Genomic DNA, 18,734 nt, shown 5'->3' with positions numbered 1-18,734 from the left:
GCTAAAATGTTTTTAGAGCAAATACAACAAGGTTATGAGAATGAAAACATATGATGATAATTTAACCGGATTGACACAAGAAGAAGTACAAGAACGCCTGAACAAATACGGCTACAATGAATTAAATGAAAAAGAAGAGAGTTGGCTGCATCGACTTTTACGACGATTTTGGGGACCTATTCCGTGGATGATTGAAACAGCTGCTGTTCTTTCTGCCATTGCACGCAGGTGGGAAGATTTTGCTGTCATCTTGTTTATGCTGCTTGTCAATGCTTTTGTTGATTTTTATCAAGAGTCAAAAGCACTGAGTGCCATCGCCGTTTTAAAGAAAAAACTGGCAAGAAAAGCACTTGTACTGCGTGAGGGAACATGGCAGAATATTGATGCAAAAGAGCTTGTACCCGATGATATTATCAAAGTAAAAATAGGGGATGTTGTTCCGGCAGACTGTAAACTCCTGGGCGGCGGAGAGTTTTTGCAGGTTGACCAGTCTGCACTGACGGGAGAATCTCTGCCTGTCAACAAACAGGCCCAAGAGGATCTCTATGCCAATGCTATTATCAAACAGGGTGAGATGATAGCACGTGTAACAGCTACAGGAATCAACACCTACTTTGGCAAAACGGTCGGTCTTGTCGCCAAGGCCGAAAAAGAGGAGCAGGGACATTTCCAGAAAATGGTTATCAAAGTGGGAGATTTTCTCATTGCTGTGACAGTTGCCCTTATAGGGATTATTATCTGGCATGGAGTCTCCAGAGGCGAGCCGCTTTTGGACCTGCTGATATTTGCGCTTATTTTAACCATTTCGGCGATTCCTGTGGCGATGCCTGCGGTTTTAACAGTGACTATGGCACTGGGTGCCAGAGTCCTGGCAACCAAAGAAGCCATCGTTACAAAACTCTCAGCCATTGAAGAGGCGGCGGGCATGGACATTTTATGTTCAGACAAAACAGGCACGCTCACACAAAACATCATGAGTCTTGCCGAGCCGTATCTTGTCGGAGACTTTACACAGGAGCAGTTACTGCTTTATGCTGCATATGCCAGTAAAAAAGAGAATGAAGATCCCATAGAAAAACCGATTTTTGACTATATTGAGGCGCATCATCTCAGCAAAGAACTTCAAAAATCACAAATGAAAAAGTTCATCCCTTTTGATCCGGTACATAAAAAAACAGAAGGCGTCTTTGAGAATGGCTTCATTTATACCAAAGGGGCTCCCCAGGTTATTATAGAGTTATGTGATGAAAAAGAGTTTGATAAAAAAGAAGCCTACAAAAAGGTGGATGATTTTGCACAAAAAGGGTTTCGAACACTTGGTGTGGCCTATAAAAAATGTGAAGAAGATTTCTACCATTTTGCCGGGCTCATTCCGCTTTTTGATCCTCCGCGTGAAGATTCCAAAGAGGCCATAGCCGAAGCAAATGCCAAAGGCGTGGCAGTGAAAATGGTCACGGGTGACAATATCGCTGTTGCAAAATATATTGCCGGTATTTTAAATATCGGTCAGGATATAGAAAACATCAAAGAACTCAAAGGACAGAGTACAAAAGAGTACATCTATCTTTCAGAAATTATCGTACGTTCAATATTGAAGACTTTGCAAAAAGATGCGGACAAAGAGGAAATCAAAAAAGAGGTAACCCAGATAGTCGAAGAAGTGCAAAAAGAGCTTGATGCGCAGCCGCTCCCTGAGGGAACTGTCCGTCAGCATGAGAGTGAAATTGTCAAAATTATTGAAAATGCCGACGGTTTTGCACAGGTTTTTCCGGAAGACAAATATTTTATAGTAGACAAGCTCCAAAAAGCAGACCATATTGTCGGTATGACCGGTGACGGGGTCAATGATGCTCCTGCACTTAAAAAAGCCGACTGTGGAATTGCGGTAAGCGGTGCGACTGATGCCGCGCGGGCAGCAGCGGATATTGTACTTATGGCTCCGGGTTTACATGTAATTGTAGATGCGATTGAGCAGGCACGTATTGTATTTGAGAGAATGAAAAGCTATGTTGTTTACCGTATAGCAGAAACCATTCGTATTTTGGCATTTATGACACTGGCTATTGTGGTGTTTGATTTTTACCCTATTACCGCGATTATGATCATTCTTTTGGCACTGCTCAATGATATTCCCATTATGGCAATTGCTTATGACAACACAAAAGTAGAGGAAAAACCGGTACGATGGGATATGAAAATCGTCTTTATTCTCTCGAGTTGGCTTGGAGTTGCCGGAGTGCTGAGTTCTTTTACCATCTTTTATATCACAATGGTCTATTTAAAATCACATCCCGATACAGCAATGTTCCTGCCGGAAGTTCCCTCATGGATCGATATGCATGATGATAAATCATTTTTGGGATTTGTCCAGACACTCTTCTTTGTGAAGCTTATTCTCGCCGGGCATTATACGATTTTTAACACCCGTATTGCTGACTGGTTCTTTAAAAAGCCGTATCCGTCATGGCCGCTTTTCCTGGCATCTTTTTTGACAGCACTCATCGGCACAGCCATAGGTCTGTACAGTTTTGGACTCATGACCCGTATTAACTGGCAGTGGGCCCTCTTTTTATGGGGCTATGTAAGTGTCTGGTTTGTATTTAACGACATGGTAAAACGCATAGTTGTCCGATATTATGAAAAACGCTATGGAGAGGAGGCGCTGTAATGACAAAAAAAGAGTATAAAGAAGAACTGTACACTTTGCAGGTTGAACTCGTAAAATTTCAAAAAGAGGTCATCGCAAAAAATTTAAAAGTATGTGTGATTTTTGAAGGTCGTGACGCTGCCGGAAAAGACGGTATGATAAAACGTTTTATAGAGCACTTAAGCCCCAGAGATGCCAGAGTGGTCGCACTTGGAAAACCCAGTGATGTAGACAAAAAATCATGGTATTTTCAAAGATATGTCCAGGAACTTCCTGTTGGAGGGGAAATGGTGTTTTTCAACCGCAGCTGGTACAACAGAGCCGGCGTGGAAAAAGTAATGAATTTCTGCACACAAAAAGAGTATGAACATTTTATGAAAGAAGTAGGCAATTTTGAGCACCTCTTAGTCAATGCGGAAATTATTTTCATCAAATATTATCTTGATATTTCCAAAGAGGAGCAGAAAAAAAGACTGCAGGAGAGAAAAAAAGATCCGCTGAAACAGTGGAAACTCAGCCCGATTGACGAACAGGCACAAAAACACTGGAAAGCCTACTCAAATGCGCGCGATGAGATGTTTAACAAAACCTCCTTTGTCTTTGCCCCCTGGTATGTTGTACACAGTGATGACAAAAAAACAGCACGGATCAATACCCTCAAACATTTTTTATCACAGGTTGATTATAAAGACAAGAACAAAGAGTGTTTACGTTTTGATCACAGTGTCGTATGCCTTTTTGATGAGAGCTGTTATACAAAAGGATTAATTTATAAATGAGTTTAAATATTGATTTGGTACATTTTCTGGTTGTCACTGTTTTTAGCTTTTTGGTCGGACTCGAAGTTAAATCATACAGAAAACAGTATATTACTTCCAAAACAGAAAATCTTTTCTTTGGAGATGTACGCACCTACAGTTTTGTAGGAATTTTAGGCTTTGTTTTGTTTGCGGTTGATTCGAGTCTGCATATTCTGTATGCGGGAGGGTTTTTGTCAATTACACTCTTGTATGCCCTGCTCTATCAAAAAAATCTTCAAGAAAACCAACGCAGTATTTTACTCTACATTGTTATGCTCCTTGTCTACTCTTTTGGCGCTCTGATTCAGACAGAGGCCTTATGGATGACAGCACTTCTGTATGTCAGTATTGTCTTTATATTGAATGTCAACAAAGGTGTTGAGAAGTTTACACAAGAGATAAATATCAGCGAATTTGAAACATTAAGCAAAATGATACTCCTCTCTGTCGTCATCCTGCCTCTGCTTCCCGATACAAAAATAATTCCCTACATTCCGCTCTCTCCTTTTAAAATCTGGCTGGCTGTTGTAGTGATCTCAGGTATCAGTTACAGTGGATATATACTGCAGAAATACTTTTTTCCCTCCAAAGGCTACTACCTGACAGGAATTTTTGGCGGTTCCTACTCTTCAACGGCAACAACTGTTGTCCTGGCAAGGAAGGCAAAACAGCTGCAAGGATATGCCGTCATAGATGCAGCGATTATTTCGGCAACCGCGGTAATGTATCTGCGTCTCATTGTTATTGCCTTGATTTTTAATATTGAGATTGGAAAAAGTCTGCTTTTTCCTTTTATACTTCTGGCACTTACAGGATTTCTGATTTCTCTGTTTTATTTGAAAAGCGAACAAAAAACACAGGAAAATGTTGAAATTGTCGACCACAATCCCTTGGAACTCAAAACTGCTTTTTTGTTTGCCTTTTTGTTTGTTGCCATGATTGTCATTACCCATTTTGTGACAAAACATTACGGAACATCAGGCCTGGAAATACTCTCTTTTTTAGTCGGATTTACCGATATTGATCCTTTTATACTCTCTATACTGACAGGCAAGTTCTCTATCGAAAACACCCAGACAACTGCCGCTATAATGATAGCCGCAGGAAGCAACAACCTCCTTAAAGCTATTTATGCCTTATGGTTTGGTACAATAAAAAATACCTATAAATCGGCACTGTGGATTTCTCTCTTAGGTGTCATTACCATCGTATGGGGACTCTATTTTGAACATATATTGTAAGGAATGATAAATGAAAATGAAAAAAACCGTTTTACCCTGGGAACATCCAAAACTGCAAGAAGAAGACCCGCAGTCATTAGAACTGATAAAAACCATTATGCAAAGCCCGACATATGCGATGGCGGAAGAAGACAAAGAGTTTATCAACTCTTATGAGGCAAGAGGTGTCCGACTCGAACTTGATTATCTCAAGCCGGAACTCCAAATGAACAAACACGGCATAGAACATACCATAGTTGTCTTTGGAAGTGCACGGATTGTCGAAAAAGAGACTGCAATGAAACGGCTTTCTGCCATTGGGGAAATGCTGCAGAAAAAACCCAACAACAGAGACCTCTTACATGAACTCTATGTTGCAGAACGGATGGTTGGCAAAAGTATTTACTATGATGATGCCAGAAAATTCGGTCAGCTTGTAGGAAAAAGCGGAAAGAGTGCTGAGGACTGCCGTGTCACCGTGATGACCGGAGGCGGTCCCGGCATTATGGAAGCAGCAAACCGCGGTGCGTATGATGTCGGAGCCAAAAGCATAGGGCTCAATATCAAACTGCCGCATGAGCAGTATCCTAATCCTTATATTACCCCTGATTTGTGCTTTTTGTTTCACTATTTTGCCATCAGAAAACTGCATTTTTTAAACCGTGCAAAAGCTTTGGTGATTTATCCGGGCGGATTTGGAACTTTTGATGAACTGTTTGAGACATTGACACTGATTCAAACAAGAAAATCACAGACAATTCCTGTTGTGCTTGTCGGCAAAAGCTACTGGAACAAAGCAATAGATTTCGAATTTTTAAAAGATGAGGGTGTCATTGCCCCGCAGGATACAGAGATCATTACGTTTGCAGACAATGCAGAAGAAGCATGGGAGTACATTCTCTCATGGCATCAAGAACAGGGAACACCACTCTACAGCTAAAAGGCAGTCATGTATGGATATATATTTTGCAGTATTAAACTTCACTCTCTCCGGAGCCATCGGGTTGGTAGGTATCCTCACGCTTCAAAAAGTGAGTACACCCAATGAAGTTCTTTTTGCTCTCTTGCCGCTTTTATTTGCCCTGCATCAGTTTGATGAAGGTTTTGTCTGGCTTGGAATGGGTGGGCATATTGATACACGTGCCCTGGAGATTGCCGCAGGTATTTTTGTCTATTATGCGCAGGGTTTGCTGCCCTTTCTCATTCCTCTGGCTATCTGGCTCATAGAAAAAGACGGATACAAAAAAAAGCTGGTTGGAATTTTGGCAATTTTGGGTTTTGGTCTTGCTGTCTATACAATGTACGGACTCTCAACAGTACCAACAAGTGTCAGTGTTGTAAACAACACACTGTATTACAAAAATCCATGGACTGAAAACTTTTATGATGCGGGCATTTATATACTCACAACCTGCGGCTCTTTGATGCTCAGCAGCAGTATTGCCATAGAACTTTTTGGACTTTTAAACCTCATCGGTCTTGTTGTTATATATATTCTCAGACCTTACGGTTTTACCTCTTTATGGTGTCTGTATGCGGCAGCTATCAGCGGATTGTTATATTTTTATTTTGTTGAACGACGTATTCAGTTTCTCCAGGAACTCAAAACAAAAAAAGACGGTATAGGTAAAAAACTCGAACAGGAATTAAACAGACTCAAAAAAGCACATCCAAAGCTTTTTACTTCACGCCTCTAATGACACTGCAACAGTGTTCTGAGAGGATTCGTCAAATAATCATACCCATTGTAAATCGTAAATATCCCGTATAAAATCACAGCCACTGAAGAGAGGCTCATCATCATATTTCTAAAACTCGTCGCAGAGGCAAGAGAAGATAAAAATCCTAAAGAAAACATTGCCGGAATAGTGCTGATACCGAAAATAAACATTACCAAAGCACCGTAAAGCGGACTTGCCGTACTTGCAGCCGTGATGGCAAAAAAGTAAACAAAACCGCAAGGAAGCAGTCCGTTTAACATACCGAGAATAAAAAAGCTTGTATTTGATTTTGAGTGTAAAATAGCCTGAAAAGATTTTTTGTAAAAATTTGATGAAGAGATGGAATGTTCTATCAATGTAAGAAATTTTATTTTTCCCATTAACGACAAACCTGCCAAAATCATTGCAGTTCCTGCGATGATGAGCAGTGTACCGTTTGCGGTATTGCTAAAAGTTGCCACCCCGCCGATTGCGCCAAAGAGTGCTCCTAAAATTGTATAGGTCAACACACGTCCAAAGTTATACAGCAGATGAGCCACTGTTTTGGAGACCTTGGAGCTTGCAGGTTCAATTTTAATGGTTGAATAGGCAAGGACGATACCCCCGCACATACCGATACAGTGTCCAAAAGAGCCTAAAAAAGCGATAGTGACAATTGTCAATAAATTTACCGTATCCACACTATTGTCCCAGCAGCTGTTTTCTTATTTTTGGATCTTTCATTGTTTCGCCTCGGAGCATTTTTAGACGCATCGTATCGAAATCGACCATGCCCTCTTTTTTGTGCTCATAAGCTCCAAAGCCATACCCCATAGGTGTCAGTTCATTTAATGTATAATAGGCCTTTCTTCCGTCTATCCATCGGTGCGTATCTCTGCTCATCACCCAGATAACGGCCCTGTCTTGAAATTTTTTGTCACTGAGCCAATGCACAAAATCCCCATGATCATGAAAAAACCAGGTCTTCCCATCGGGTGCGACAACCTGAGAGGCATATGTCAAATCATCTATGACCATGCCACAGTCACTGTCTTGAAACTTATGCAACTCCATTTTCAAAGGCAACTGTTTAAGATTTCCCTCTTTGATAACAACCATTTTCTGCGTTTTTTCCAAAGAGAGAAAAAGTGTAACAATAACAATAACAATAATTCCGATAAGAAGAATCGGCATAAATTTTTTCATATTTTTTTAACCTTTATGTGAAATATGTCCTTCAGCCCAATTAAACAGCTTTTTTAAAACCGGTACTTCATACAATTTGGACTTTTGCACACCCAATAGTCGGCACTAAAGTACCGATTCCGATGAAGCATTATATAGCGAAATTGTTACAGTTGTATTAATCTCTTCTTTTTTTACCTTTTCCCAGATCATCATAATGCAAAAACCTTTGTAAATCCTCTTGCAAATCCTCGTCCAAAGCATCCCAGATTTCTTTTTTTTGGGCATATCTGGGGAGATCTTCTTTTTTTGACTTTTTAATATCCCGGATAAGGTAATGATAGCGTACAATTTTTTTCGTGTATTCACTGATAAAAGGCCAGTTTTTTATAATCTGATAACTTTTCTCTTCATGGTCCGTAAAACTCCATTCATGAAACTCATAATCCTCTGCATCTTTTTTATAGGCAACAAAAGGCTTTCCGATATCATGCAAAAGTCCTGCAGCAAAAAACTTGAAATCTCCCGCTTTGAGGGCATAATATGTCACACGAAGTGTATGCAGCAAAACACCGTGCTGATGCCATTTGTTCTGTGTAAAAAAGAGCGAATCCAAAAAAGCATAGGAAAATATTTTGTTGTTTGTTGTATTCACAGTGACTCCTTTGCCATGGGATGACATACTTCTACAGTATCTTTTAAATCCTGTTTTTGAATATGGGTGTATATTTGTGTTGTCAGCAGTGAAGCATGCCCTAAAAGTTCCTGTACTACCCGTAAATCGGCTCCACCCCGAATCAGTGAAGTTGCATAGGAGTGACGCAGTACATGGGGGGAGACTCCAAGATATTTTTGTGTTATTTTATACGCGGAAATTCGACTGAGTTTTCCTCCCTGGTAATTACACCAGACATACTCTTTTTGCATGTTACATGTAAGCAGATAGGCATCTATTGCCTGTTTTGCAACTTTTGCCAGAGGAACAATGCGCTCTTTTTCTCCCTTTGCGTGCCTTACATGTAACCATCCGCCTTCTATATCGCCGAGTTCCAGTTCCAGACATTCGCTGATACGCGTGCCGCTTGCATATAAAAACAGTATAAGGGCATAGTCTCGCAAGCCTATCCAGTTGCTTCTGTCTATCAGGTCCAGACCGTGTAATATATCTTCATAAGATAAAAATTTTGGAAGAAGTTTTGGAATTTTTGCAAATTTCAGTTTCGTTTTTTCACTGCTGAATTGCTGTCTGTAGCAAAATTCAAAAAAGGCATTGACAGAGGAGAGCTTTCTGTTGAGTGTGCGTTTGTTTTCATACGAAGACAAGAGAGTCATAAGTTTTTGTGTATCAAGAAAAATCAACGGTTTGGAGAGTTTTTCTTCAATGGCACACAGATCACTTTTGTACGCCTCTACACTCTTTTTACTCAAAGCTCTTGTTACAGTAATATACTCTAAAAAAGCTTCCAGTTCGTTTGACATCTATTGTATAGAAATTTTCTCATTATCTACAAAGAAGGCTTTTTTACCGACAAAAACAAGCCCGTCATCCAAATCCACTTCATGAACGGTATAATCAAATGTTTTTTTATTGACCACTATCATATACCCCTCTTTTTCCAGAACATATAAATTATCTCCATCACTGATCATCCCCAAAAAGTGTGCAAAAGGAAACTTTATTTTAGAATCAACCTGTAAAGAGGGTGTCAAGGAGAGTATTTCTCCCTGTTTTGTTGTAATATACAAAGCTTTTTCATCATGCACGATATTTCGTAATTCATATTTGGCACGCAGTTCTTTTTGCGAAAGTGACAAGATTTTGGAATCACTTGCGGCAATGATTTTATCATCAAATATACTGAAATAGACAATATTGTTAAAATAGTCATCAGACGAGACTATGACAGTTCTGAGTCTTTTTTTCAGTTTTGTATTCACAATGATGACTTTGCCGTCTAATGTTGAAAAGATAACCAGATCATTCATAAAGTACGGCTGAACAATTCGAATATCATTGGCTATCGCTTTGCCGCCCTGCTCTTTGAACAAAAGCTCTTTTGAATGCATATCATATAAGGCTATTTCATTATTGGCAAACAAAACTGCCAGAATATTATCTTTGACACCTGCGGTTGCTATTGTTCTTTTTAAGGCAAAATGTTTTGTCATTTTCGCTGATTGCTCTGATGTAAGCGTCAAGTTTCCGTCAATTGCGGCAGATAAAACCCAACCGTCACTTTCACCGAGTACTCTTTGATGCTCTTTGTCTATTTGTATGCTTATATTTCCGTCTCTGTCTAAAACTTTTCCATTATCCAAAAGTGCCGTATTTGATGAAATATCAACTATTTCATCTTCAATTTTGGCATGATTTTTCCAGTCATAAGAAACTTTTTTTGGTGTAAAAACCTCTTTTGTACTACATCCGCTCAGCAATACAAGCATAATTGATGCTAAAAATATATATGTTTTCAAAGTCTATTTTACTCCATAGTGCATTAAAGCACGGGAAACCTGTGCCAATGGAGAGTTCACACTGATCATACTGAGTTTTGAATGTGCCTCTTCTATCTTTTTGTCATGCATTAGTAAAATTGCAAGTTGCACCTGAGCCAAGTCCCTGTATATTGCATCCTGTTTTTCAGTGTACTCTTCAAGTTTATTGCTATCCTGAAGATTTTGTGCCACTTCATAGCTTGACAAATCACCAAGCAGTAAAGCCTGAGAATTTTGCAGTTTTTCCAATTCTTTTATATTTTTGCTCACAACGGCCCGGGAATAGACCCAAAGATCATGCAGGTTCGGACTTAAAGTTGCCAAAGTTGCCAGTGTCGCTTCATCTTTCGGATTTTTCTGTAATGTCAAAAGTGCCTGGTTTGCCGCTTCAAGTGTATGCTGTTTGTTAATATTGTATGCAATGTCACCGGCAACAAACAGTGCAATTGCCACAACAGAACCTATCATTACTTTTTTGTATTTTTTTACAAATTTCTCCGTAACCACTGCTTTTTCAAAAAACTTTTCTTCTGATGTCAGCTCTTCTTTTACCATTTCAATATTTTCTTTTAAACTCAAAAATTCTTCCTTATATCTATTGCCATCCAAAAGCAAACTTAAGCATACCAGCGATTAAAAGAATATGCAATTGCGAGGCACAAATTCGCAGGAGCTACTAGTAGCTTCAAGGATTTGTAACGAAGTCAAGTGTATGTTCTTTTAATCGTCCTTTGGATAACACATAAAGAGGCAACCTGCAAAGCATCTATTCCTCAACTCTACTAGTAGAGCCTTCAGAATAGCTACTTCACATCTTACCTCTTGATGAGTTACTGGTATGCTTAAGTTTACTTTTGGATGGCAATATATCAATTGTTTTATAAAGTTTCTAATATTACCCATAAATAAGTTAAAGTTTTATCAAATATATGATAAAATCAAAATAAACTATTATACAGGACAGACAATGCAAGTAGATGACACACTATTAACACGACTGGAAAAACTTTCCTATTTACATGTAAGCGATGATAAACGTGAAGAAATTATATCGCAGCTCTCAGAAATAGTAAGTTTTGTAGATAATTTAAGTGAGTTGGATACAAGTGAAGTGGATAGTACTTTTGCTATGGATGACCGAGCAACACCTTTACGCGAAGATATTCCCAAATGTGACAGTACCATCAGCCAGGAAATTTTAAAACACGCTCCAAAAAGTGCAGATGATTTTTTCATCGTTCCTAAAATCATTGAGTAGTGCCATGATAAAAGTTTATGGCATTAAAAACTGTGACAGCGTCAAAAAAGCACTCTCTTTTTTTAAAAAACACAATCTGGCGTATGAACTTTTTGATTTTAAAACACAGCAGCTTCCATGTGAAAAAGTAGACTACTGGGTGTCAAAAGTCGGCATCAAACCCCTCTTCAATACCAGAAGCACCACCTACAGAAATCTCAAACTCAAAGAACTGAACCTGGACGAGCAGCAACAACAGGAATGGCTCTGCAAAGAAAACCTGCTGATTAAGCGTCCTGTCGTAGAGTATAACGATGATGTTCTTGTCGGTTTTAATGAAGAACAATACCAAAGGAGTTTTTTATGAATGAAGAAGTAAAAACAGAGAGTTCCACGCAACGCTTAGATATCAAAAAGCTGTTAAAAAGTGTCTTGGCATTTAAATCTTCGGATTTACACCTTGTTGTAGGCAGTGAACCGCAAATCAGAATAGACAAAGAGTTGCGTGCTTTGAATCTTCCTGTCCTTACCGCCAATGATATTGAAGAGATGGCCTATTCTCTCATTGAAGACAAACAAAAGAAAGTTTTTGAAGAGCGCAATGAACTGGACTTCTCATTTGAACTCAAAGATGTTGGTCGTTTTCGTGCAAACTTTTACAGAACCATTCACGGAATTGCCTGTGCTTTTCGTATGATTCCTATAGAAATTCCGACACTGGACGAATATGGAAATCCGCCTATTTTCAAAGAACTGGTAAAAAAAGAAAAAGGACTGATTTTGGTCACCGGTCCGACAGGTTCGGGTAAATCAACAACACTCGCTTCCATGCTGCATGAGATAAATATGACAGAACGTCGTCATATTATCACCATTGAGGATCCTGTGGAATTCGTTCATAAAAACATCAAATCTCTTTTTTCCCAACGTGATGTGGGAAACAGTACAGAATCTTTTGCCACAGCACTCAAATACTCACTGCGTCAAGATCCGGACATCATTCTCATCGGGGAAATGCGTGATGCCGAAACCATCGGTGCCGCACTTACAGCAGCCGAAACAGGGCACCTGGTATTTGGAACCCTGCATACAAACTCTGCACCGGGAACAATCAACCGTATTATTGATGTCTTTGACGGAGAAGAACAGGCCCAAATTCGAGCACAACTCTCCTCTTCTTTGGTAGCGGTTATTGCACAGACACTTATTCCAAGAATAGGCGGCGGTAAAGTAGCCACACAAGAGATACTTATTACAAATCCGGCAATCCAAAATCAGATTCGAGAAGACAAAGTGCACCAGATTTATTCTCAAATGCAGTTAAACCAGCAAGAGACACATATGACAACACAGACACAACAACTCATAGAACTGCTTCAGAAAAATATTATCTCAAAAGAAAATGCCATTAAAAACTCCAACAGACCCGAAGAGTTAATGAAAATGATAGGTTCCCTTTAGGAACCTTTTCTAAAACGAATCATTTTAAATCTTTCCCCCAAAAAGTTTGGCATGATGAGCATCTTTACTTTTTCAAGTTCCTGTTTGTATATTTTTTCATCAGCATGCTCTCTAAGCATCTCCAAAAGTTCTAAAATACCCATATCAACGAGTGCGACCATCTGCGCTTTGAATTCTACAAACTTCACCCCTGCCTCTTCATAGGCATCCTTTACATGTAAGAAGGTGACATCATAGGTGATATCGCTTTTTGCAAAGAGTTCTTCTGTGTTTAAACCCTCTTCAAAGAACGGATGCACTTCATGCTTTGTATAAATTCTGAGTGAAAAATCGGGACGGGCCTGCATCTCACCGTAATCAAAGCTTATAAATTCAAACTTCTTCGCAGCATTTGCCATCTCTTTTGCAAATGCTTCATATCCTCGTGCAATTTCCCCTCTGTCTTTGTGGTATTTTTTTGCCTTTTGCTCCACCCAGTCATCTTGCTCATCAAAAATCACTTTATGGTTTTGTACCCGTGCACTTTTGCCTTTAAAATACAGTTCACAGGGAAATGCATCAAATATTTCATTGGCTATAAAAAAGGCATTGTTACATGTAAGGTCAGAGAGAGATTTGTAATGTTTCAAAGATACAGCATCACCAAAACTTTCTGAAAAATATTCTCTTTGATGTTTCTGCAAATCATCAAAACGTTCTATAATGACAAACTCAAAACTTGACAACAGCTCCGGTCGCAGAGTATAAAGAAACTCACACACATCCGCCAAAAAGTACCCATGATGTGCCCCTATTTCACAAATAACCGCATCTTTTTGTAAAAAACCTTCATCAACAAGTGAAATAATATGCCTGGCAATGGTACCGCCAAAAAATTTGCTTGTACTGACTGCCGTATAAAAATCACCCTCTTTGCCTATATTTTTGTATGTTGCATAATAGCCGTTTTCACCATACAGCCACTCTGCCATATATTCACTAAATTTTTGACTCATTCTTTTTCCCGTTTATTTTTCATTGCTGATATACATTTCATACAGATTCAAGAGTTCCAACTGCTTGTCCAGCTCATATATTTTTGTATCTATATTTTGTATCTGCAAAGAATTTGCAAGTCTTTGCACATCATATTCTGTCTTGTACCCAGCCTTAAAAAGTTTTTTTGTATCTTCCAAAAGCTTCGTATATAATACGATATTTTCATTACTCAACGCTATCTTTTTATTATAATTTTCTATATTGTGCATGACCTGTTCATACAAAGAGTTCAATTCTCTTTGTTTGTCTTTTAACACAATTTTTGCCTTTAAGTAGTCTACTTTTGCAGATTCTATATCTCTGAATGTATTGATATCGAGTGGAATTGAAAGGGCAATACCATAATCATAATAGTTTAACTCATTTGAATTGCTGACTATTGTCGGACCTACCTGAAAAGCCTGATTTGTCGTAAGCTTCCAGTTATATCCTGCTGTAAGATTTACTTTTGGAAGATATTTTGCAAGAGTAACATTTTTATTGTATCTGTTTTTCTCTGTCTGGGCTCTATCCATTTGCAGCACTATATTATGTTGTAAAAACTCGTCATGTTCTAAAAGTTTTAATTTCGGAATAGCGACTTTTGTATAATCCAAATCACTCAAAGCATGAAAGGAGCTTACAAGTTTTTCCTTCGCAGCCTGAATATCGTACAAAACAGACAAGGCTGTATTTTTTTGAATCACAGCATCATCCAAAAACCCTGAATCAAGCTGTCCGCTGAAATACTCCTCTTTTTTCTGTTGCAGATTTATTTCACTGTTTTTAATTTGCAGTTTTTGCTTTTGCTCTTTGAACTCTGTTTGTTTTATCTGCATCAAAACAGCAATAGTATCTTTAATCATTTTTCGCTTTGCCACATCAATAGAGTATTTCGTATAATATTTACTCGCATTGGCAAATTTTATGCCGTAATAGATCCCTCCGCTTTGAAAAATTGGCTGATTTATGCGAATAGCCGCATTTTGGTTTGACTGTCCAACACCAAAAGCATTGTTTTTGGAGTAACTGTAATTGATCTGAACAGGAACTATCCATGAGTCACGCAGTTTGGAACTCTCCGCTTCATTTTTTTCATAATCATACTGAAACTGCAACTGCTTGTAAGAAGATATGAATTGCTCCAGACCAGCATTGTCATCAGCTCCAAAAAGAGGGAAACTACAGCTGAGACATAGCAGAGTTAAGAGCACTGAAGCCTTCATCAATTTCCTCTTTTGTAATTGTCAGCGGTGGTAAAAATCTTAATGTGTTTCTTCCTGCTTTAAGCATAATGACACCATTTTCCTTTGCCAGGTTTATAATATTTGTCAGTGTATCTGCATCTTTGACACGCAGACCACACATCATACCAATCCCGACTTTTTGTGTAAATATTTCCCTGTTGGCATTATAAAATTTTTCCAAAGACTGATTGAACATCAAAGAGGTTATTTCCAAATCACCGCTTTGTTTTTTTTCATTGAGTATATCTACCACTTCACATACAGCACGGCTGCTCAGATAGTTTCCGCCAAATGTCGATCCGTGATCTCCTGCGCTGAGAACATGCTTGAGTGTTGTCATGACTATTCCTACAGGAACACCTCCTCCGATGCCTTTTGCCAGGGTGATAATCTCAGGGGAGATTCCATAAGCCTGCGATGCCGTAAATTCACCGATTCTATAGGCACCGGTTTGTACTTCATCGACAATCAAAGGAATTTCACGCTCTTTTAAAAGCTTTGCCAGTGCCTGTACTTTTTCTTTGTCCTGCGGCTCTACTCCGCCCTCGCCCTGAATCAGTTCTATCATTACACCTGCTGTATGGTCGTCCAGCAGTGCTTCTATTTCGTCTATACCGTCTGCATACACAAAACCGTCAGGAAAAGGTCCGAAATAGTTATGCATCGCCTCCTGCCCTGTTGCCTTGACTGTTGTAATGGTTCGTCCGTGAAAAGAGTGGTTGAGTGTAATTATTTTGTATCTTTTTATCTCTCCGTCACGCTCCCCGTGTTTTCTGGCAATTTTTATAGCTCCTTCATTTGCTTCTGCACCACTGTTTGCAAAAAAGCACTGCATATCATACCCGCTTGTCTCGACAACTTTTTGAGCAGCCAGTGCCTGGGGTGCTATATAGTAAAGATTCGATGTATGTGTCACACTTGCCAGCTGTTCGCACAAAGCCCTGCTCACTCTTTCATTTGCATGACCGACTGAAACAACACCGATACCGGAAGTAAAATCTATATACTTTTTCCCCTCACTGTCAAAGAGAGTAGCGTTTTTTCCTCTTACAAACTCTATATCTGCCCGTGCATATGTCGGTAAAACATATTTTTTATCCATTTCTTTAATGTTCATTTTGTCTACTCTCTTTATTTTTTAGCAATTTTAACTTTATTTTCTTGAAAAACAGCACATTTACCCTCATAAGAGTGCTTTGAGGATGTCAGATTGTTGACACCCGGTGTGCCGCTGTATATAAGCACAGTATCTGTACGCAGTCTGCTGTCATTTTTTACTCTCAGAACAACACTTCCGTTTTGTGAACTTATTTCAATCTCTTCACCGTCTTTATATCCATGAAAGGGATGTATATAGAGATGTTTTTCTCTGTAAAACTGAGAATTTAAACTTCTGGGACTCTTGGGTGTTATGAGATTAAACTCATCCTCAGCCTCACTCTGCTGTGTTTCAAACTCTTCCAAAAAAACAAATTCACCGTCATTGGTATCAAAACCGTTTTGATACGGAACTGCTTCTCTGTTTTCAACCTCAAAACATCCGTTAATTTTTTTCACACCAAAATTTTTAAAATACTGCAGATACTCCTCTTCTGCTTTAATTTCTATATCAAATGCCTGACACAGATACGCTGCCAAATCATACTCACTGATACCGATGTCACTCTCAATCTGTTTATGCATCACCATCAGTCCGTTATGGGCATAGGAGGTACGTATATCATCTTTTTCCAAAAATGTTTTTGCAGGAATCACCAAGTCTGCCATTGCACTTGTTTCATTCTCGTACAAACCGAAATAAACTACATTTTGTGTTTTTTGTAAAGCATTTTTGACTCTCAAACTGTCTGGCATCTGTGCAAGAGGATTTGCACCCTGAATAAACACGGTTTCAAAGGCATCAAAGTCAGTATTGACCTTGGAGACTCGTTTGGCTTTTGTTTCAAATGGAGAACTGATTCCCTCTTTGGAATTTCCAAGATATGCCACACCGCAGCCCTCTTTTCCAAAAAAGCCAAGGGAGACGGCAAAGGCATCAATACTGCGCATCACATCCGCCCCGTCTCTGTATTTTTGAATACCTACACCACAGACAATAGCAACCTTTTTATCTATAGTCATATGTAAAATATCGCCAATATCGCCCAATGTCACACCGATATCTTCAAGTGTTGCTTTAATACGCACACCCTGGGTCAATTCGTAATACTCCTCAAATTCACTTGCATACTGTTGTATAAACGCTTCATTCAAACTGTCATTAATATATACAAATCGTGCTAAAAGCAATGCAAGATATATATCTGTATGCGGTTTTATCTGTACATGTAAATCAGCCATCTGGGCAATTTTGGTTTTAACCGGGTCTATCACTATAATGGTTTTGTCTTTTATAAGCGGTAGTATGTGAGAAGAAGTCGTATGCGGATTTCTTCCCCAGAATATAATCACATCTGATTTTTCAATTTCACTCAAAGGCATATTTTTGTTGCTGCCTCTGCCTTCTATTATTCCGGCTTCTCCTGCTCCGTCACACAAGCTTCCATCCGTAAGCGTTGCCCCAAAATTCGCAAAAAAGTGGTCTGTCACTTCCTGCATCAAAGCAAAATTTCCGCTGCCTCTGTAATGTAAAACATCACTTTTAAACTCTACTGCAAGCAACTCTTTTAGTTTTAACAGTGCTTCTTCCATCGTAATTTCTTTTCCCTGAAATCGTGCTTTTTCTATCCTTTCAAATTTGTCATAATGGTTGAGATGGGGGCATAAAAATCCCTTTGTATGTCCAATTTTAAGAGGTTTGAGTTTTTTTTCATCATACACTAACCCGCAGGCGTCATAACAGTCAAGAGGACAGGCCGTAAGACTACTTTTCATTATTTCTCGCTTTGAATTCAATTTTTACCAATCCGGAAAATACTTTTTGCGCATCAATAATAATTTGCGCTTTGTATTTTGAAATATTTTTTGTATCTGCTATATAAGAAACACGTGAGACTTTATACGGTGTCTCTTTTCCGTTGATATATATCACTTTTTTCTTCACATTTTTTAAATCATTTTTATCCAAATAAACACTCAGCAGAGCCTTGGAGGTATCTGCAATTTTGGCCAAAGGGGTAGAAACCCCTACCGTTTGACCCGCTTTGACGGAGATTTCATACAATACAAAGTTTTTGGCACTGATGTTTTTGTCTTTTATGGTTTTTAGAAGCTGTTTTCGTCTTAACTCCAAATCGGCTATAGTGGTTTTTAGATTGTTTATCTCTTTTTGTGTTGCAAGAAAAGAGTTTTCACTGTTTAGCAAGTCATAAAACTCTTTGTCTTTTTCTATACTGGATTTTATCTTTAAATGCTTGATTTTTTGATAATTTTCTCGCTTTTTTTCTACAAGTTGTTGCAGGTTTTGCAGTATTTTTTCATTCAAAAGCAAGGTGTTTTTTTGATAAGAGAGCTTTTTCTCAACAGCCTTTAATTCATCTTCATCAAGTTCTGAATCAATTTTTATAAAGACTTTTGATGTGAGTTTTTTTCCAGTCATATTGTCATCTGTGTAAAGCACTTTGCCCGAAACATTTGATGCAATTGTTCTTATTTCATAAGGTTCTACTTTTGAATAGTATACGTTGGAAAACAAAAAGGTAGTGATAAAAAGTAATGTTACTATTATTTTCAAAAATTCTTTCCTGAGTGATATTATAAAGCTATTTTAACATTTCATTACTAA

At 38.6% G+C, this 18,734-nt stretch carries 19 protein-coding genes; 8 read left to right on the top strand and 11 right to left on the bottom strand.

Features of this window, described 5'->3' with window-relative positions:
- The first annotated feature begins 40 nt into the window (after positions 1-40).
- From MLC52_RS04710 to MLC52_RS04690, 5 genes are read left to right on the top strand one after another with little or no spacing between them, the layout of a single operon-like run.
- Positions 41-2,668: a plasma-membrane proton-efflux P-type ATPase gene (locus MLC52_RS04710; RefSeq protein ID WP_434581442.1), complete on the top strand. Its 2,628-nt coding sequence runs from the start codon at positions 41-43 to the stop codon at positions 2,666-2,668.
- Positions 2,668-3,426 carry a polyphosphate kinase 2 gene (ppk2, locus tag MLC52_RS04705; protein WP_434581441.1) on the top strand — a complete coding sequence of 253 codons (759 nt, stop codon included), beginning with the start codon at positions 2,668-2,670 and terminating at the stop codon, positions 3,424-3,426. Before MLC52_RS04710 ends, ppk2 begins: the two co-directional genes overlap by 1 nt.
- Positions 3,423-4,688 carry an MgtC/SapB family protein gene (locus MLC52_RS04700; protein WP_151900591.1) on the top strand — a complete coding sequence of 422 codons (1,266 nt, stop codon included), beginning with the start codon at positions 3,423-3,425 and terminating at the stop codon, positions 4,686-4,688. The genes ppk2 and MLC52_RS04700 overlap by 4 nt, the downstream gene beginning before the upstream one ends.
- A 10-nt stretch (positions 4,689-4,698) precedes the next feature.
- On the top strand, positions 4,699-5,607 hold the full coding sequence (locus MLC52_RS04695; RefSeq protein ID WP_151900592.1) for a TIGR00730 family Rossman fold protein: 909 nt from the start codon (positions 4,699-4,701) through the stop codon (positions 5,605-5,607).
- Between the two features lie 13 nt (positions 5,608-5,620).
- Positions 5,621-6,364 (top strand): DUF6629 family protein, encoded by a 744-nt coding sequence (locus MLC52_RS04690; RefSeq protein ID WP_346388616.1) that lies wholly within the window; start codon positions 5,621-5,623, stop codon positions 6,362-6,364.
- Here MLC52_RS04690 and MLC52_RS04685 read toward each other — a convergent pair.
- The 6 genes from MLC52_RS04685 to MLC52_RS04660 all read right to left on the bottom strand — a co-directional run bounded on the left by MLC52_RS04685 (position 6,361) and on the right by MLC52_RS04660 (position 10,627).
- Positions 6,361-7,068 (bottom strand): sulfite exporter TauE/SafE family protein, encoded by a 708-nt coding sequence (locus tag MLC52_RS04685; protein ID WP_226069046.1) that lies wholly within the window; start codon positions 7,066-7,068, stop codon positions 6,361-6,363. The genes MLC52_RS04690 and MLC52_RS04685 overlap by 4 nt on opposite strands.
- Position 7,069: 1 nt before the next feature.
- Entirely contained in the window at positions 7,070-7,573 is a 504-nt protein-coding gene (locus tag MLC52_RS04680) for a hypothetical protein (protein ID WP_151900595.1), read from the bottom strand.
- 157 nt (positions 7,574-7,730) lie between these two features.
- A complete protein-coding gene (locus tag MLC52_RS04675) occupies positions 7,731-8,207 on the bottom strand; it encodes an HD domain-containing protein (protein WP_230973238.1) in 477 nt (158 codons plus the stop codon).
- Positions 8,204-9,031 (bottom strand): tyrosine-type recombinase/integrase, encoded by an 828-nt coding sequence (locus tag MLC52_RS04670; protein WP_151900597.1) that lies wholly within the window; start codon positions 9,029-9,031, stop codon positions 8,204-8,206. Before MLC52_RS04670 ends, MLC52_RS04675 begins: the two co-directional genes overlap by 4 nt.
- The gene (locus tag MLC52_RS04665; RefSeq protein ID WP_151900598.1) at positions 9,032-10,027 is read right to left on the bottom strand and encodes a hypothetical protein; all 996 of its coding nucleotides are present in this window, start codon (positions 10,025-10,027) and stop codon (positions 9,032-9,034) included.
- Positions 10,028-10,030: 3 nt separating this feature from the next.
- Entirely contained in the window at positions 10,031-10,627 is a 597-nt protein-coding gene (locus tag MLC52_RS04660; protein WP_418641272.1) for a hypothetical protein, read from the bottom strand.
- Positions 10,628-11,015: 388 nt separating this feature from the next.
- On the opposite strand from MLC52_RS04660, the gene gatC reads away from it, so the two are divergent.
- From gatC to MLC52_RS04645, 3 genes are read left to right on the top strand one after another with little or no spacing between them, the layout of a single operon-like run.
- On the top strand, positions 11,016-11,306 hold the full coding sequence (gene gatC / locus MLC52_RS04655; RefSeq protein WP_151900600.1) for an Asp-tRNA(Asn)/Glu-tRNA(Gln) amidotransferase subunit GatC: 291 nt from the start codon (positions 11,016-11,018) through the stop codon (positions 11,304-11,306).
- Between the two features lie 4 nt (positions 11,307-11,310).
- Positions 11,311-11,652 (top strand): arsenate reductase family protein, encoded by a 342-nt coding sequence (locus MLC52_RS04650; protein WP_346388612.1) that lies wholly within the window; start codon positions 11,311-11,313, stop codon positions 11,650-11,652.
- Entirely contained in the window at positions 11,649-12,746 is a 1,098-nt protein-coding gene (locus MLC52_RS04645; protein WP_151900602.1) for a type IV pilus twitching motility protein PilT, read from the top strand. The genes MLC52_RS04650 and MLC52_RS04645 overlap by 4 nt, the downstream gene beginning before the upstream one ends.
- Here MLC52_RS04645 and MLC52_RS04640 read toward each other — a convergent pair.
- The 5 genes from MLC52_RS04640 to MLC52_RS04620 are packed head-to-tail and all read right to left on the bottom strand — an operon-like array spanning position 12,743 to position 18,683.
- Positions 12,743-13,741 (bottom strand): SAM-dependent methyltransferase, encoded by a 999-nt coding sequence (locus tag MLC52_RS04640; protein ID WP_151900603.1) that lies wholly within the window; start codon positions 13,739-13,741, stop codon positions 12,743-12,745. The genes MLC52_RS04645 and MLC52_RS04640 overlap by 4 nt on opposite strands.
- Before the next feature lie 12 nt (positions 13,742-13,753).
- Positions 13,754-14,989, bottom strand: coding sequence for a TolC family protein (locus MLC52_RS04635; protein ID WP_434581440.1), 1,236 nt, complete (start codon positions 14,987-14,989; stop codon positions 13,754-13,756).
- On the bottom strand, positions 14,946-16,127 hold the full coding sequence (locus tag MLC52_RS04630; protein WP_418641270.1) for an acetylornithine transaminase: 1,182 nt from the start codon (positions 16,125-16,127) through the stop codon (positions 14,946-14,948). The genes MLC52_RS04635 and MLC52_RS04630 overlap by 44 nt, the downstream gene beginning before the upstream one ends.
- 14 nt (positions 16,128-16,141) lie before the next feature.
- On the bottom strand, positions 16,142-17,884 hold the full coding sequence (locus MLC52_RS04625; protein ID WP_151900606.1) for a molybdopterin-containing oxidoreductase family protein: 1,743 nt from the start codon (positions 17,882-17,884) through the stop codon (positions 16,142-16,144).
- Positions 17,874-18,683: an HlyD family efflux transporter periplasmic adaptor subunit gene (locus MLC52_RS04620; protein ID WP_434581439.1), complete on the bottom strand. Its 810-nt coding sequence runs from the start codon at positions 18,681-18,683 to the stop codon at positions 17,874-17,876. The genes MLC52_RS04625 and MLC52_RS04620 overlap by 11 nt, the downstream gene beginning before the upstream one ends.
- Between the last annotated feature and the right edge of the window lie 51 nt (positions 18,684-18,734).

The sequence above is a fragment of the Sulfurimonas sp. NW15 genome, from assembly GCF_051132285.1.
GTDB lineage: Bacteria > Campylobacterota > Campylobacteria > Campylobacterales > Sulfurimonadaceae > Sulfurimonas > Sulfurimonas hydrogeniphila.
This window is presented reverse-complemented; position numbering and strand designations above follow the sequence as displayed.

What these genes read in the sequence shown, in the direction of transcription:
- MLC52_RS04710 (WP_434581442.1), top strand. Translation starts at nt 41, where the DNA reads ATGAAAACATATGATGATAATTTAACCGGATTGACACAAGAAGAAGTA.
- MLC52_RS04670 (WP_151900597.1), bottom strand. Translation starts at nt 9,031, where the DNA reads ATGTCAAACGAACTGGAAGCTTTTTTAGAGTATATTACTGTAACAAGA.
- MLC52_RS04695 (WP_151900592.1), top strand. Translation starts at nt 4,699, where the DNA reads ATGAAAATGAAAAAAACCGTTTTACCCTGGGAACATCCAAAACTGCAA.
- MLC52_RS04680 (WP_151900595.1), bottom strand. Translation starts at nt 7,573, where the DNA reads ATGAAAAAATTTATGCCGATTCTTCTTATCGGAATTATTGTTATTGTT.
- MLC52_RS04630 (WP_418641270.1), bottom strand. Translation starts at nt 16,127, where the DNA reads ATGAACATTAAAGAAATGGATAAAAAATATGTTTTACCGACATATGCA.
- MLC52_RS04700 (WP_151900591.1), top strand. Translation starts at nt 3,423, where the DNA reads ATGAGTTTAAATATTGATTTGGTACATTTTCTGGTTGTCACTGTTTTT.
- gatC (WP_151900600.1), top strand. Translation starts at nt 11,016, where the DNA reads ATGCAAGTAGATGACACACTATTAACACGACTGGAAAAACTTTCCTAT.
- MLC52_RS04645 (WP_151900602.1), top strand. Translation starts at nt 11,649, where the DNA reads ATGAATGAAGAAGTAAAAACAGAGAGTTCCACGCAACGCTTAGATATC.
- MLC52_RS04690 (WP_346388616.1), top strand. Translation starts at nt 5,621, where the DNA reads ATGGATATATATTTTGCAGTATTAAACTTCACTCTCTCCGGAGCCATC.
- MLC52_RS04640 (WP_151900603.1), bottom strand. Translation starts at nt 13,741, where the DNA reads ATGAGTCAAAAATTTAGTGAATATATGGCAGAGTGGCTGTATGGTGAA.
- MLC52_RS04635 (WP_434581440.1), bottom strand. Translation starts at nt 14,989, where the DNA reads ATGAAGGCTTCAGTGCTCTTAACTCTGCTATGTCTCAGCTGTAGTTTC.
- MLC52_RS04625 (WP_151900606.1), bottom strand. Translation starts at nt 17,884, where the DNA reads ATGAAAAGTAGTCTTACGGCCTGTCCTCTTGACTGTTATGACGCCTGC.
- MLC52_RS04650 (WP_346388612.1), top strand. Translation starts at nt 11,311, where the DNA reads ATGATAAAAGTTTATGGCATTAAAAACTGTGACAGCGTCAAAAAAGCA.
- ppk2 (WP_434581441.1), top strand. Translation starts at nt 2,668, where the DNA reads ATGACAAAAAAAGAGTATAAAGAAGAACTGTACACTTTGCAGGTTGAA.